This window comes from Legionella londiniensis, from assembly GCF_001467825.1.
GTDB lineage: Bacteria > Pseudomonadota > Gammaproteobacteria > Legionellales > Legionellaceae > Legionella_A > Legionella_A londiniensis.
Genome location: NZ_LNYK01000006.1, coordinates 1 through 14,988 on the forward strand (window position 1 = coordinate 1; position 14,988 = coordinate 14,988).

A 14,988-nucleotide genomic window follows, 5' to 3' on the forward strand; every position below is an offset into this window, starting at 1 on the left:
CTTCGGATATGGCTGCCGGCGATTCCAGTATATACGCTGCGAACTTCCGTACCCGCCATAAGCTCTGCTTCCTGGACTGCACGCTGGATTGAATTCACAGTAGATTCTATATCAACTACCACACCACGTTTGAGGCCGCGGGAAGGATGGCGGCCAATGCCGATCACCTCAATCACACCATCCGCGGTTACTTCACCAATTAAAGCTGCGATCTTGGTGGTACCAATATCCAAACCAGTGATAATATTTTTTTCTGATTTTTTTGCCATTATCTTCCCGTTTGTTGTTTCCATTGTACCGCCATTCCATGTGCATAACGTAAATCAACACTGGATAATTGCTCTGGCTTTTCCGCAAAGCCTGCCTTGTAAGCTTTGCAAAAGCGCAATACCCGTTGTTCCAAATCACGCTTTCCCAAACGCAACTGAATATTGTTTGCCAATATCAGCTCCCAAGCTTGATTGTCACGTAAATCTAGCGATGCAACTTGTAAACCATATGATGCTAATAGCTTACTTAATTTTTGATAAATTTGTAAGACATCTGACTGTTGATGAGCCGGACCGCTTAGCCTCGGCAACCTGGCAGCCAATTGCGGATCATTATCCTGAAAAAGTTCACCCCCGGCAGTCATCAAACTATTGTTCCATACCGCAAAAGGGACTTTCTCCACCAATATAATTTTTAGCGTGTCAGGCCAAACCCGTTCAACGCTTACCTGTTTTGCCCAGTTCAAGGCGGCCAGATCCTGACGCAGGCGGTTGACAGACAGAGAAAAAAAGCTATTATCCAGATAGCTTGCCAGTATCTCTGCAATTTGTTTACGGGTAATATGTTGATAGGTAGCACTGATTTTAACAGTTTTAATGGGGAAACGCTCTGGGTCTGCTAAAAATAAATAGCCGATGCGCATAAGCAGCAACAGAGCGCACGTGCACAATAAAATTAAAAGACCTGTATCATGCAAACGTTTTTTATCACCCATCCAGTCATCTCTTTAAGTCATCATGTGATAATAGCAATATGTGATTGGCAATGTAGCTTGCTTGTCAAGCTTTTCGGGCGCCATGAATGGCGCCCGAGAGGCAAAAGAATGTTTTTAACGTATCAGGCAATCCTCACTGTCAATTGCACCCATCAGTAACTCGTTTTCAATTGCTGACGTCTTTTATGATGCAACAGGGCATTGTCCACTAACTCACTCAATAAGGACTGATAGCTTATTCCGCTTGCCTGCCATAGCTTTGGATACATGCTAATGGAAGTGAATCCAGGCAGTGTATTAATTTCATTGAAATAAATTCTATCTTTTTTTTCATCCACAAAAAAATCCACCCGAGCCATGCCTTTGCATTTTAATCGAACAAATATATCAGCCGCTGCATGCTGCAGGCGTTTTGCTAAAGAGTCATTCAGTTCAGCAGGAACCAGTAAGTCAGTCTTTTCACTTTGCAGGTACTTTGCATTGTATGAATAAAAGCCATCCTGATGATTCACGCGAATTTCACCGGCAATACTGACTTTAGGTGATGCAGGGTCAAGGTTATTTTCTAAAACCGCCAGTTCAATTTCCCGGCCATGAATGCCTTCTTCAATCAATACTTCTTCATCATATCGTCTTGCGTCATCAATGGCTGTCAATAACTCATCCATATTCGAAATTTTATGAATGCCTACACTCGACCCCATCGCACAGGGTTTTACGAATAATGGCCATTGATATTCATTTGCAATATCCGCACAAAACTGATGCAGGTCTTGGCCTTGAATATGCCATGGAAGTAATCGATACCTGGTAGAGCGAACATCCCCTGTACAAGCAATCCGCCTTGCAATGTCTTTATCCATGCCAATTGCTGAAGACAGAACGCCGCAGCCAACGTAAGCGATATCACCCAGTTCAAGGAGACCTTGCAAACAGCCGTCTTCGTATAGAGGACCATGCATCATGGGGAATATCACATCGGCCTGAATTGCGAACTTCCCGTCAGTCAGCAGACTTGGCAGGGGCATTGAATGATTGGTTTTGACTGGCAAAGGGCTGCCATAAGACAACAAATCTTCATATTGATTAATAAAATAAAAGCCTTCCTTATCGACGCCCACTGGAATTACATGAAAACGGGAAGGATCCAGATTAGACAGTACGGAAGCTGCCGAAATCAGTGATATTTCATGCTCTCCTGATTTTCCGCCATAAAGAAGCGCTAGAGTGAGACGGTCAGGCATGGTTCATCTCCTAATATGTGTACTTCACGAATCAACTCTATGCTGGTATGCTCAAAAACCGCTTTTTGCACGCAATTGATTAACAATTCTATGTCCTTTGCCGTCGCCCCTCCCTGATCATTGATAATAAAATTAGCGTGCTTTTGTGATACCATGGCACTGCCAATCCGCTTGCCTTTCAAACCGCAAGATTCTATCAATTTCGCAGCATGATTTCCCGGAGGGTTTCTAAAAACCGAGCCGCAGTTATATTCATTGGTAGGCTGTGTTTCTGCCCGACGCGCCAACAGTTCTTTAATCAATTGTAAAGATTGTTCCTTTTTACCGCGGTTCAGTCGGCACTTGGCCGCAATAAACCATTCGTCAGGACCTAAACCCGAGACATGGCGGTAGGAAATTTGAAATTCATCAGCTTTGCGGCGATGAATTTCTCCATCCCGGGTCATCGTCTCCACTTCAATCACCGATTGCCAGGTTTCGCCATTAAAACACCCCGCGTTCATGCGCAACGCGCCTCCCATGGTTCCTGGAATTCCAGCCCAAAACTCTCCTCCAATCAGATCATTTCGGGCACAAAAGCGTGCCATTTGGGCGCATGATACCCCCGCTTCTACCCGTATGGTATCTTCAGATAAAAGACTGATTTCCTTAAGGCAACCCTGGGTTAAAATAACTGTGCCGTTAAAGCCGCCGTCCTTGATAAGCGTATTACTGCCAAGCCCCAGCCAAAGCAACCGCTCTTCATGAGGCAACTGTTTTAAAAAACCGGAAAGATCGGTTATTCCGACAGGTTTGTATATGGCCTTTGCAGGTCCGCCCACCCGCCATGAAGTATAATCAGCCAGCGGCAAATTAAATAACAACTGGCCTTTCAAACCGATTGGTTCTGTTGTTTTTCCAATGCTCACGCAGACTCTCTTATTTTTTGGGTTAAATTAATGGCCATCTGGCCGATACTGCCAGCGCCTTGCATTAAAATCACATCGCCATCACTCACTTTCTCTTCAAGAGCCTGTTCCAGATTCGCTTCAGAGACCAGCGTGACATTCGGAAACTCCAGACGGATTTCATCTGCCAGTTGTGCGCTGCTCACCCCCGAGATTGGCGATTCACCTGCAGAATAAATATCCAGTAAGAGCAACTCGTCTGCCAGTTTAAGCGCTTTAACAAATTGCTGGAAAAGCGATTGAGTGCGGGTATAGCGGTGCGGCTGGAAGACATGAATCAAGCGCTTATTCGGCCAAACAGAACGAAAAGCATGGATGGTCGATTTAATTTCCTCTGGATGATGACCATAATCATCCACTATCAGCGCCATGCCACGCCCAAACTGACGCTCGCCAAGCATCTGAAATCGCCTGCCAACGCCCTGGAATGTCAGTAAACCCCGGACAATGGATTCTCCATCAACTCCAAGCTCCGTGGCAATCGCAATAGCGGCAAGAGCATTTAACACATTATGGCGGCCGGGCATTTTAAATTTGACCTTTAATGGAGAATGAGGTGCAGGCCTTCGTACCATAAATTCGCTTAATAACCCGTTTTGCATCCAGTTTTCTGCCCGATAGTGCGCTTCTTCTGCAAAACCATAGGTTAACGTTGGCCGCTGAATCGCCGGTAAAATACGCCGTATCTCTTGATCTTCAATACAAACAACTGCCAAGCCGTAAAACGGCAGGTGGTGGAGGAACTCTAAAAAAGTATTCCGTAACCGATTAAAATCATCTCCATAGGTTCCCATGTGATCAGCATCAATGTTTGTCACGACCGCCATGGTCGGCTTTAAAAATAAAAAGGAAGCGTCGCTTTCATCCGCCTCGGCAACAAAATAGGCTGATTTGCCAAGCTGGGCATTTGTGCCTGAGCTGTTTAACTTGCCGCCAATGACAAAGCTTGGATCCAAACCGCCCTCTGCCAGCAAACTGCTGACCAGGCTCGTAGTTGTGGTTTTCCCGTGTGTGCCTGCAATGGCAATACCTTGGCGAAACCGCATCAATTCCGCGAGCATCATTGCCCGGGGAATGACCGGTATCATTTGCTGACGGGCGGCCACGACTTCCGGATTTGCATCATCCACAGCAGTAGACCGAACAACCACATCAGCGCCAATGATATTCTCTATGCGATGCCCAATCTTAATTTGTATGCCTAACTTTTGCAGATATTGAACGGCTCTTGTTTCTGCCAAATCGGAGCCTGTAATATGATAGCCTTCATTGTGCAACACTTCTGCTATGCCGCACATGCCGGCTCCGCCAATGCCCACAAAATGAATATGTTCAACCCGACCCATTCGGGGCAATATAAAATGTTTTTTGCTGTTCACAGCGTCTCCCAAAAATAAAGCAAGCTTTAGTTAAGTGCGAAGTCCCAAAGCCTGCCAGCGATTTTCATGATCAATGCGCAGCAATAAGGCAACGACCACCACGCACACCATCATACTGGCGCCGCCGTAACTCATGAAGGGCAGGGTTAACCCTTTTGTTGGCAACAACCCGGCATTGACCCCAATATTAATAGCAGCCTGTAATCCCAGCCAGAATGTGATGCCATAGGCTGTATACGCCGCAAACAGGCGGTTTTGCTCATATGCCTGAAAGGCAATGATGAATCCTCTAAAAACCAGTATACTATATAAAGCCAAAGTCAATAAAATACCAAAGAAACCAAGCTCCTCTGCCAGCACAGCAAATAAAAAATCCGTATGAGCTTCGGGCAAATAAAATAATTTTTGTACACTATCGCCTAAACCAGCGCCAAACCATCCGCCGCGTCCGAAAGCAATCAGAGACTGAGTGAGTTGATAGCCGCTGTTGAATTGATCAGCCCAGGGATTTAAAAAAGCGGTTAGACGTGTCAAACGGTAAGGAGATGAAATCACTAAAACGATAAAACTGCCGCTTATCAGGATTAATAGTCCCACATAATACCGAAGCTTGACTCCTGCTAAAAACAACATGGCCATAACCGTGCTGGTAATAACCACAGTTGCCCCGAAATCAGGCTCCATCAGCAAAAAAAGGGAAAAAACGGCTAGAATCATCATGGGTTTTAAAAATCCCATTACGTTGTTGTTTAAGACCTGCCTCTGGCGGACAAGATAACCCGCCACATAAAAAATCATGGCGATTTTGGCAAGCTCAGACACTTGGATGCCGATGGGACCTAAAGCCAGCCATCTTCTGCTGCCATTGACCATGCGGCCAATACCGGGAATCAATACAGCCATCAACAGCAATAAGCAAGCCAATAATAAAGGGATGCTTAATTTTTCCCAGATGCTGCTGTCGGTACGTACCACAATCAGAGAAATTGAAAATCCGGCTGCCAGATAGCAAACCTGGCGAATCAGAAAATGGAAGGGCTGATGATAATTCCTGGTCGAGATCATGACTGAACTGGACGCCACCATCATCAATCCCAGGATGATAAGTCCAAATACAGCCGCAATCAGCCACTTATCATAAAGCGCAAGCGGTTTATGCGTCGGTTTACCCAAGATGGTGAAATGCCGGGGCTGCATATTGTTCACAAGGCATTGACTGCGGCAATAAAATCATCACCGCGATGATTAAAGTCACGGAACATATCAAGACTTGCACAGGCCGGCGACAGCAATACAACATCTCCAGGTTGCGCCTCAGCCTGAGCAAGCTTCACGGCCTGAGCCAGGGACGGCGCTCTGAGAACATGGACTGTATCGCCAATGGCCGCTTGTATCTTATCGGCATCCTCACCCAGCAAAACCACTGTGCGTACATAATCAGCCATCGGTTGGCGCAGCTCTGTAAAGTCAGCTCCTTTTCCCCTGCCGCCTGCGATCAAAACGATTTTGCCTTGCATGGAACCTCCTATTCCAGAAATAGCCGATACGGTTGCCCCGACATTTGTTCCTTTTGAATCATTAACCCAGTCAACGCCATTAAGCGTACGAACCCATTGACTCCGATGGGGCAGGCCTGGAAAACGCTGCAGAACATCAACCATATGTTTGGAATCAATACCCACCGCATCTGCCAAAGCACAGGCTGCCAGGGCATTTTGCCAGTTATGCCTTCCTTTAATGCGTAAAGCCTCAGTCGATAACAAAAGTGATTTTCCTTTTGCCAGATAGATCTCATTATTCCGCTGACGCAATCCCCATTGCCCATCCTTGGGTTCTTCAAGGCTAAAACTGATTAAATGAGCTCTCTTTGACTGCTCTGATTGCGGAAAAGTGGTTGGATCATTAAGATTATAAATAATTTTTTCAGCCTGATTGTAAATACGCTGTTTTGCTTGAACATAGGCCTGAAAACTATGATGCCGGTCAAGATGGTCCGGGGTCACATTCAAGATGGCAGCAGCGGCTGGGGATAATGAATAGGTTAAATCCAGCTGAAAGCTTGACAGTTCAAGAACCCAGAGATCATAGGGGGCGCCTACGTCCAAAATATCAAGGGCGGGCAAACCAATATTTCCTGCTACAGCGACAGTTAACCCAGAAGCCTTGGCCATCTCACCAACCAATGTGGTTACTGTGGATTTTCCATTGGTACCTGTTATAGCAACGACTGGTACGCTAATCTCTTTTGCCAGGCATTCAATGTCTCCGTAAACCGGGATGTTCATTGCCCGCGCTTCCTGTAAAAAAGGCTCTTCAAGCGGAACACCGGGACTGACAATAATCGCCTGCAGATGTTTATAAAGCTCTGTTGGAAATTTGCTTAAGAATACATCCACGCCTGGAAAGGATGTATAAAAATCCTGCAAATTTTCCGGATCATGCCTTGTATCAAATACCACAAAAGGCTTATTGCGGCGTTGCAAATAACGGGCAATGGAGTAACCTGTCTTACCTAAACCCACAACCAAATAAAGCGGAGAATTCATAGCGTCCTCACTGAGATCAACCCATTCTTTAGCGTAACTTCAATGTGGCCAAACCACAAAGCACAAAAATGACAGTCATGATCCAGAATCGGACTATAACTTTTGGTTCAGCCCAGCCTTTTAACTCAAAATGATGATGCAAAGGAGCCATGCGAAAAAGCCTTTTGCCCCCGGTATATTTAAAATAGCCTACTTGGAGAATAACTGACAGGGTTTCGATAACAAACAATCCGCCCATAATCAGCAACACAAGTTCCTGGCGTACGACCACAGCCACAATGCCTAGCGCGGCACCCAGGGCCAAAGAGCCAACATCCCCCATAAACACTTGTGCGGGATAGCTGTTATACCAGAGAAAACCAAGCCCTGCTCCGACTATAGCCGAGCAAAATATGGTTAATTCTTCAGTGTTGGGAACAAAAGGAATTGCCAAATAATGCGCATATACGGCATTGCTCGCCACATAAGCAAAGATACCCAGCGCGCCTGCCACCATCACAATGGGCATAATGGCCAAACCGTCCAGGCCATCAGTTAAATTAACAGCATTGCTGCTGCCAACAATGACAAAATAGGCAAGGATAGGAAAAAAAACACCTAAATCAATCAACCAGTTTTTAAAAAAGGGAACAGTCAATTGCGTTTGCACCGGCAATGAAGCCTGGCTGTATAGATACAAAACGGCAGCAAACGCAATCGTCGACTGCCAGAAAAATTTCCACCGGCTGGGCAAGCCGCGGCTGTTTTTTAAAACCAGTTTTCGATAATCATCCACCCAGCCAACCAGGCCAAATCCTAAAGTTACCAGCAATACCAGCCACAAACTGCTTTGCTGCAAATCGCCCCAAAGCAAAACACTGACCGTAATGGCCAGCAATATCAGCACTCCTCCCATGGTAGGAGTTCCGGCTTTCGATAAATGCGATTTTGGCCCATCATCCCGTACCATTTGCCCAATTTGCAATCTGCAAAGCCACCGGATAGTATAGGGGCCAAAAAAAAGCCCAACCAGCAAGGCCGTTAATGCTGCAAGAATTGAGCGGAAAGTTAAATACTGGAATACTCGAAACGCGTGATACTGTCCCTGTAGCAATTGCGTCAACCAATAAAGCATCTGCTGTACCCCTTAATAATTCAATAATCGACGGGCTTCACAAAAGGGGCAAGGATAGCACAATCACCCTCTCTCAGCCTATAATCTGCTGCACAATCTTTTCCATTGCAGAAGAACGAGAACCTTTAACCAAGACGGTGGTTTCGCAATCCAGATATGGAAGCAATTCCTTTACCAGCTCGCTTTGTGAGGAATAATGTTTTCCTCCTGCCCCAAATGCCTTACTGCTTAATTCACTATGGACACCGACGGTCAACATGGAATCGATTCCGAGTCGACGCGCCTCAACGCCGACTTCCTGGTGATGGGCAGAGGTGTATTCCCCGAGCTCGCCCATATCTCCAAATACAAAAATACGGCGCCCTTTACGCTCAGCAAGCACCGCAAGCCCGCTTAATACTGAACGCAGATTGGCATTATAAGTATCATCAATAATCAATGATTGATTGATTCCCTGGCGATAAGTCATGCGGCCGGATACCCCCTTAAACTGGCACAATCCGGCTGCTATATCGGCCAGAGGTATATCCAAAGCATGGGCACAGGCCGCGGCAGCAAGGGCATTGCTTACATTATGCATGCCTGCAACCTGAAGTTGTATGCTGGCTTCGCCTGCGGGGGTCACCAATTTAAAACGTGCCTGTCCATCATCATTAAACCCGATATCACGGGCATGGATGGCTTCAGAAGATTGCCTGGAAAAACGCAGTGTCTTTTTGCCTTTTAACAACTCATTCCAAAAATCGCGATAATCATCGTCATTATTGATAACTGCAGTGCCGTCCGAATCAAGCCCTTGATAAATCTCACCTTTTGCTCGGGCAACACCTTCAATTGAGCCAAATCCCTCTACATGGGCGGGCGCAATATTGTTGATGAGGGTTACCTTCGGTTTTGCGATGGCAACGGTATGGGCGATTTCGCCGGGGTGATTTGCTCCAAGCTCCAAGACCCCATAGCGATGAGTTGGATTAATTTGTAAAACACTAAGCGGCACCCCAATATGATTATTCAAATTGCCGGGAGTCGCAAAAGACGGTTTAGGCAATATGGAAGCTATCATCTCCTTGACTGTGGTTTTACCATTGCTCCCTGTTAAGGCAATAATCGAACAAGAAAGGGTGCGGCGATGGGCACACGCGAGATCCGCCAATGCCTTTAAAGTATCCGCGACTCTAAGTTGAAAAACAGGATTAACATTTTCTCTGCTGCAAACCACTGCCGCAGCACCCTTGGAAACCGCTTCATCAATAAAATCATGACCGTCAAAGCGCTCCCCCCGGATGGCAAAAAACAAGTTGCCCGGCTTAACCTGCCGGCTATCAATGCAAATCCCGGTCAATGGGAAATTATAAAGAGGCTTCTCAAGATTGAGTGCCGCGGCCACATCATATAAATTCATTAGACTTCACCTTTTAATTACAGCGGTTGCTCAATCCGGCAAACTTTCGCATCACACTTTTCTGCCAAATTGTACCAGTAATATCGAAAGCCGGCTCTAATCAGGCTCTAACACAGTCTGTTTGACAGCCAGAAATATTCATCTGCCTGCGGTAACGTTTCAGGCTTTCCTCACTCAAGGGCTCTTTCCTGTCATCCAGCAAATGAGCGTCAAGGCCTTCGCTTAGTTTTTTGCCGGTCTCAAGCATGATGGCAAAACGCTCTTCATCAATGCTTGCATTCCCGGAAATCCGCATAAAAAGGCACAAGCCGCGAACACTGAAGGCACCAATATTTTGTAAATCAAACACACCGCTGGCTGTTGCTGCAGCCAGGCTGCACAATATTGGGCCTTTGCCATTGATATGCTGATGGCGATGAAATAAATGTCCCTCACCAAACCTTAAACCGGCTGCAAGTACAGTCTGGAGCAGTTCATATCCTGCCAATTGCCGGTTTTGCTTCGCCAGAAGAAACATCATAAGCTCGGCAGCAGCGTTACCCCGATCCTCCCTGGTTATTTCTTCCGGTTGCCGAGGGGCGGCAACTCGTTTTTCTTGATGCTCTATGGGCTTAATCAAGGGCATTTCCTCGTTTGTTTCCTTACGTTCAATTTTACGTACTGCAATAATCTCATCTTGAGGATTATCCGCATATAACACAGGAGTCTGCTTGGCATAATTGGCTGGATGGCGCCTGGATTTTATCATGTGAACAATGGCTATAATCACGCCAATCAACAACAGGGTATTAAGAATCAAACTCCAGTTTTCCTGCATTTTTAAACTCCTATTTCACAATGGATAAGGCCTGTTCAACGTCCACCGCGACAATGCGCGACACCCCTGGTTCCCGCATGGTTACACCAATTAAATGATCAGCCAGCTCCATGGTAATTTTATTGTGTGTAATAAATAAAAACTGTACAAATTGTGACATTTCTTTGACCAGATCACAAAAACGCCGCACATTAGCATCATCCAGTGGCGCATCTACCTCATCCAGCATACAAAAAGGGGCTGGATTTAATTGAAAAAAAGCAAAAACCAAAGCAACTGCGGTCATTGCCTTTTCGCCTCCGGAAAGCATATGAATGGTGCTGTTTCGCTTTCCAGGGGGTTGAGCCATCACCAGTATGCCTGCTTCCAGGAGATTATCGCACGTTAATTCCAAGAGCGCACGCCCCCCTCCAAAGAGACGGGGGAAAAGGGATTGAAAAGCTGTATTCACCTGCGTAAAAGTATCTCGAAGCCGCATTTCCGTTTCTTTATCCATCCTGGTTATTGCGGCGTCCAGGGTCATCAGCGCTTCCTGTAAATCCTGATACTGTCTCTTCAGTTCTTCCTGCCGTTGCAATTCAGCCTGATATTCTTCAATAGCTATGAGATTAATAGCGCCCAGTGCATTAATTTTATTTTTAATATGACTTAACGCTTCTTCGCGTTGCTCGACGGTTAACCCCGCAGGCAGTGAGCTCAGTAACTCCGGTACCTTGATCTCATATTCTGCCAACGATTCATTTAATCCTTCGCGCCGGATATGGAGAGCTTGTTTTTGCATCTTAAACTGCTGAATATGTTCTTTAAGCTGTTTTTCCTCCGCAGCTGCCTGCCTTAGCTGCCTTGCGATATTAGACTGAATGTCTTGCAAATCGGAAAGATCCTGCCTTTTTTGGCTTATTGCGTCTTCAAGCCTTGCATACTGTAAAAGTAAATCAGCAAGTGCAGGTTTAACATCGTTTTTTGGATTATCCATCGATTCCAGGTGCCCGCTTATGGCTTGCAACCGCTCCTTTAAACGCAGGCTCCGTTGCTCTTCGCGCAGCAGGTTGTCCTGTAACTGCTTAATTTTTATTTTTTCTTCAGCGAGTTTCAGCTCAGTTTGATGCGATTGTTGCCGAAGGGCTTCCATAGATTGCCGGCTTTTATTCAATTCGCTTTCTAGCCCCTTCTTTTCTTCATATAGTCCATGCTGCTGTTCTTTGAGATAAGCACAAGAGTCATGGGCTGCGGCTATTTTTTTTTGCGCAAGTGTTATCTCTTCGGCAATAATTTCAGTTTGTTCCTGCAAATCCTGCAGTTCTTCGCTTAAGCGATTTTTACGGCTTTCAGCCTGTTTTAAATTCTGCTGCTTATTCAGTATGGTGGCAGTTAAAATCTGTAACGCTTCTTTTTTGGCAGATAATGTTTCTCTCGCTGTCTCCACCTGCATGGTTTGGTTTGCCAGCTCAGCATGTGAAAGCTCACGGCTTTTAATCAAGGATTCATACCGGCGCCTTGCGTCATCGAGTTTTTGTTTGAGCGCTAAAAGCGCCTGCTGACGATAAAGAAATCCCTCTTTTTTTTGGGCAGCCAAATCCCTAAAACGCAGCCATCCATGACCAAGCCAGTACCCATCAAGTGTCACGACAGATTGCTGAGGCTTAAGATTTGGCAGCCAGCTTCTTGCTTCCTCAAGCGTTTCAGCAGTATAAACATCTTGCAATACGACCTGCCACTCAGGCATAAGCCCTGTTATTTTATCGCTTAAAAGCGGATAGTTATCTGGCGTGAAAATACCGGCTTTCTCAGTCACAAAAGTGAGAGCCTGGCCCTGGAAATCTGATAACTTATCAAACACGGCTGAAAGCGAATCCACTACTGTGGCGTGCAAACATTCTGCAAGAACCCATTCACAAGCAGGCAGCCACGGTTCAGAAACAGCCATGACTTCGACGAGCCGCGGATAATTTTGCCAGAGCGGATGATGAGATGCTTCATTAGCCGTTTTCAAGGCAGCGTTTTGGGCTGCTTCCATTGCAGCATGATCGGTACTTAAGCCGTGAATGTCAATCTGAAGCTGCCTGAGCCCCTCATCAAGAGCGGCAATGGTTTTTTGTAGATCTGAGCGCTCTTTTTCAAGCTGCCGATAGATGGCTGATGCTTGGCTTTGTTCTTCAGAAACTTTCTCTTTCTGTGCTTCCAGTTCTCTTAACTCTGAGTACAGTTCATCAATTTGAATTTCATTCAACTCACAGTTAAGTTTTTCATGGCGCACTAAAATTTCCTGCTGCCTTTGTTGGTAGCCGGTTAACCGCATCTTTTCATAATCTGCATTCTGTTGCGCCTTATGAATGGATGTTTGTAACCTTTGCCACTGCTCATTATGCTCGTTTACCCGCTGCTCTTTTGCTTGCAGTGATTTTATTTCCTGCTGGAGGAGAAGAATTTTTTCCTGGAGATCTTTTTGCAAATACTCAAAGCTTTCTTCGCTTTGCTTCAGCGCATCTTGATCGCTTTGCAGCTGCCGGGTAACAGCTTCAATTTCTCTTTGCACTTGCTGATAATCTTCATGAAGCCTTTGCCGCTCCTGCTGCCTTTGCTGCAATACTTCTTCCAGTTTGGCGATATCTTTTCCCAATTGATAAAGACAAGCTTGCTCATCTTGCAACTGATTTTGCTTTTCATCACACCGGGTTTGTATTTGAATGTGCTCATTCTCCAGCCGCATCCAATCTTTTTGATGCCCGTCTTCTTGCAGCAGCAGGATATTTAAAGCATGTTCACAAGCATCCTCTTCTTGTTTTAAAGCATTCCACTTCAAGGCCAGTATCTCTGCTTTATATAAACGCTCCTCTTCCTTTAATGCCTTATAGCGTTGCGCTGCTTTTGCCTGGCGCTCAAGGCGCGCGATCTGCTTTTGCAATTCTTCAAGAATGTCTGAAAGACGGGCAAGATTTTCTTGTGTATGACCAATACGCTGCAATGTTTCCCGGCGCCTGTCTTTGTATTTGGAAACCCCCGCTGCTTCTTCAAAAAAATATTTTAATTCGTCAGGCCTTGCTTCTATGATTTTTGAAATCATATCCTGGCCGATGATGGCATATCCGCGCGCTCCAGCGCCTGTGCCAAGAAAAATATCCTGAATATCACGGCGGCGACAACGGGACCCATTTAAGTAGTAAGCGGTTTCATTATCGCGGGTCACCACCCGTTTTAAAGAAATTTCCTGGTAATTCGCATACTGGGCTCCCAATCGTCCAAGCGTATTGTCAAATACCAATTCCACAGAAGCTTGTCCGACTGGTTTACGGTTTAAGGAACCATTAAAAATGACATCCACCATGGATTCGCCGCGCAAATTTTTTGCGGAACTCTCGCCCATTACCCAGCGCACGGCGTCTATGATATTTGATTTGCCACAGCCATTAGGCCCGACTACCGCAACCAATTGACTGGGGAAAGGCACTGCTGTTGGCTCAACAAAGGATTTAAAGCCTGCAAGTTTTATCTGTTTTAAATGCATGATGTATTCATCATGAATAAATTAAGAAAAATTGTAACCTACAATCTGGGAATAAAAAAATAGACTTTAAAACAAACAGGCAGCAACACAAAGCGGTAAATGAATCACTTCGATACCCTGAGAAAGTAATTTTTCGGTAAGCAATCCAGATTTTTTAGTGATCAAAAATTCAGTTATCCCACCCCCAAATTTTTTTGGTTATTGCCATGGTCAAACTCTATAGTTCCATTATCATGATGATGCGCTTGGGAATTAGAAATACCATTTTGATCAACAAATAAGGGTATAACTATTTGCTCATCATCAGAACCATGATGAAGTGAAGAATATTGGGAATCATTTTCTTCATGTTGAAGTTGAGTAAGTATATTATTATAGCTCTCAGTTTTGTTCATACTTGACTTATCGATTTCAATTACTTTATTTTCCTGAGAATCTGATTTCCCTTGAGCTACCCAAGGATTGAACTTAGTTCGTTTAAGTTGTTGCCAATCTAAAGAGGTCAAGTCCCAAATGCTGGAATTCTGTTGGTTATTCAATCGTCGAATATTTCTCTGTGTATTGCGGTATGGGAAAGTAACGGCGTTCCATAGACCACTTCCCAGCCCTTTGAGAGCACCCGGTATACCAGAATTGATTGCCCCCCAAAAACCTCCCACCACTGGATAAACAAAAATCAAACCAAGAGATATACCGATACCCGTAATCAATCCACTTGCCCCACAACATGCAATATCAGTATATTTTGTATAAGTATTGTAATCACTGCGAAATCGATCAGCGAGTGCTTTCAGCCCTTCAGAAGAATGATAACCTGAAGCTCTATCAAAGGCGCGTTTTGCAACCTTTTGTTCTATCCATGGTTCTTCGCCAAAAAATTGATAGAAATTGATGGCATTGTAATAAAATCCTATGGAAGTAGTCCCGCCAACAGTTTCTTTAACATTCCTAAACAACTCCTTGAACGGAACCCGACCGCCAACGGCCTCATTGACTTGGGTGAACAACTCCTTGAACGGAACCCGACCGCCAACGGCCTCATTGACTTG

The 14,988-nt window shown here is 45.3% G+C and carries 11 protein-coding genes and 1 pseudogene; all 12 read right to left on the reverse strand.

The window, feature by feature from the left end:
* Positions 1 to 269: pseudogene (locus tag Llon_RS01995) on the reverse strand (cell division protein FtsA); the annotation flags it as partial.
* Positions 269 to 985, reverse strand: a complete 717-nt coding sequence (locus Llon_RS02000) for a cell division protein FtsQ/DivIB (RefSeq protein ID WP_058528408.1) — start codon at positions 983 to 985, stop codon at positions 269 to 271. The gene Llon_RS02000 and the pseudogene Llon_RS01995, both read right to left, overlap by 1 nt.
* A 152-nt stretch (positions 986 to 1,137) precedes the next feature.
* Positions 1,138 to 2,229 (reverse strand): D-alanine--D-alanine ligase family protein, encoded by a 1,092-nt coding sequence (locus tag Llon_RS02005; protein WP_058528409.1) that lies wholly within the window; start codon positions 2,227 to 2,229, stop codon positions 1,138 to 1,140.
* The gene (gene murB, locus Llon_RS02010; RefSeq protein ID WP_058528410.1) at positions 2,208 to 3,137 is read right to left on the reverse strand and encodes a UDP-N-acetylmuramate dehydrogenase; all 930 of its coding nucleotides are present in this window, start codon (positions 3,135 to 3,137) and stop codon (positions 2,208 to 2,210) included. Before murB ends, Llon_RS02005 begins: the two co-directional genes overlap by 22 nt.
* Positions 3,134 to 4,522, reverse strand: coding sequence for a UDP-N-acetylmuramate--L-alanine ligase (gene murC, locus Llon_RS02015; protein ID WP_412754030.1), 1,389 nt, complete (start codon positions 4,520 to 4,522; stop codon positions 3,134 to 3,136). Before murC ends, murB begins: the two co-directional genes overlap by 4 nt.
* Before the next feature lie 63 nt (positions 4,523 to 4,585).
* A complete protein-coding gene (gene ftsW / locus Llon_RS02020; RefSeq protein WP_058528412.1) occupies positions 4,586 to 5,752 on the reverse strand; it encodes a putative lipid II flippase FtsW in 1,167 nt (388 codons plus the stop codon).
* A 5-nt stretch (positions 5,753 to 5,757) separates the two neighbouring features.
* Positions 5,758 to 7,101 carry a UDP-N-acetylmuramoyl-L-alanine--D-glutamate ligase gene (gene murD, locus Llon_RS02025; RefSeq protein ID WP_058528413.1) on the reverse strand — a complete coding sequence of 448 codons (1,344 nt, stop codon included), beginning with the start codon at positions 7,099 to 7,101 and terminating at the stop codon, positions 5,758 to 5,760.
* A 28-nt stretch (positions 7,102 to 7,129) separates the two neighbouring features.
* Positions 7,130 to 8,215 carry a phospho-N-acetylmuramoyl-pentapeptide-transferase gene (gene mraY / locus Llon_RS02030; RefSeq protein ID WP_058528414.1) on the reverse strand — a complete coding sequence of 362 codons (1,086 nt, stop codon included), beginning with the start codon at positions 8,213 to 8,215 and terminating at the stop codon, positions 7,130 to 7,132.
* A gap of 73 nt (positions 8,216 to 8,288) precedes the next feature.
* A complete protein-coding gene (locus Llon_RS02035) occupies positions 8,289 to 9,617 on the reverse strand; it encodes a UDP-N-acetylmuramoyl-tripeptide--D-alanyl-D-alanine ligase (RefSeq protein ID WP_058528415.1) in 1,329 nt (442 codons plus the stop codon).
* 100 nt (positions 9,618 to 9,717) lie between these two features.
* A complete protein-coding gene (locus tag Llon_RS02040) occupies positions 9,718 to 10,434 on the reverse strand; it encodes a cell division protein ZipA C-terminal FtsZ-binding domain-containing protein (protein ID WP_058528416.1) in 717 nt (238 codons plus the stop codon).
* Between the two features lie 10 nt (positions 10,435 to 10,444).
* Complete coding sequence (smc, locus tag Llon_RS02045; protein WP_058528417.1) at positions 10,445 to 13,939, reverse strand: chromosome segregation protein SMC; 3,495 nt, start codon at positions 13,937 to 13,939, stop codon at positions 10,445 to 10,447.
* Positions 13,940 to 14,112: 173 nt separating this feature from the next.
* A partial coding sequence (locus Llon_RS11525) for a hypothetical protein (protein ID WP_162261937.1) occupies positions 14,113 to 14,988 on the reverse strand: 876 nt, incomplete at its 5' end.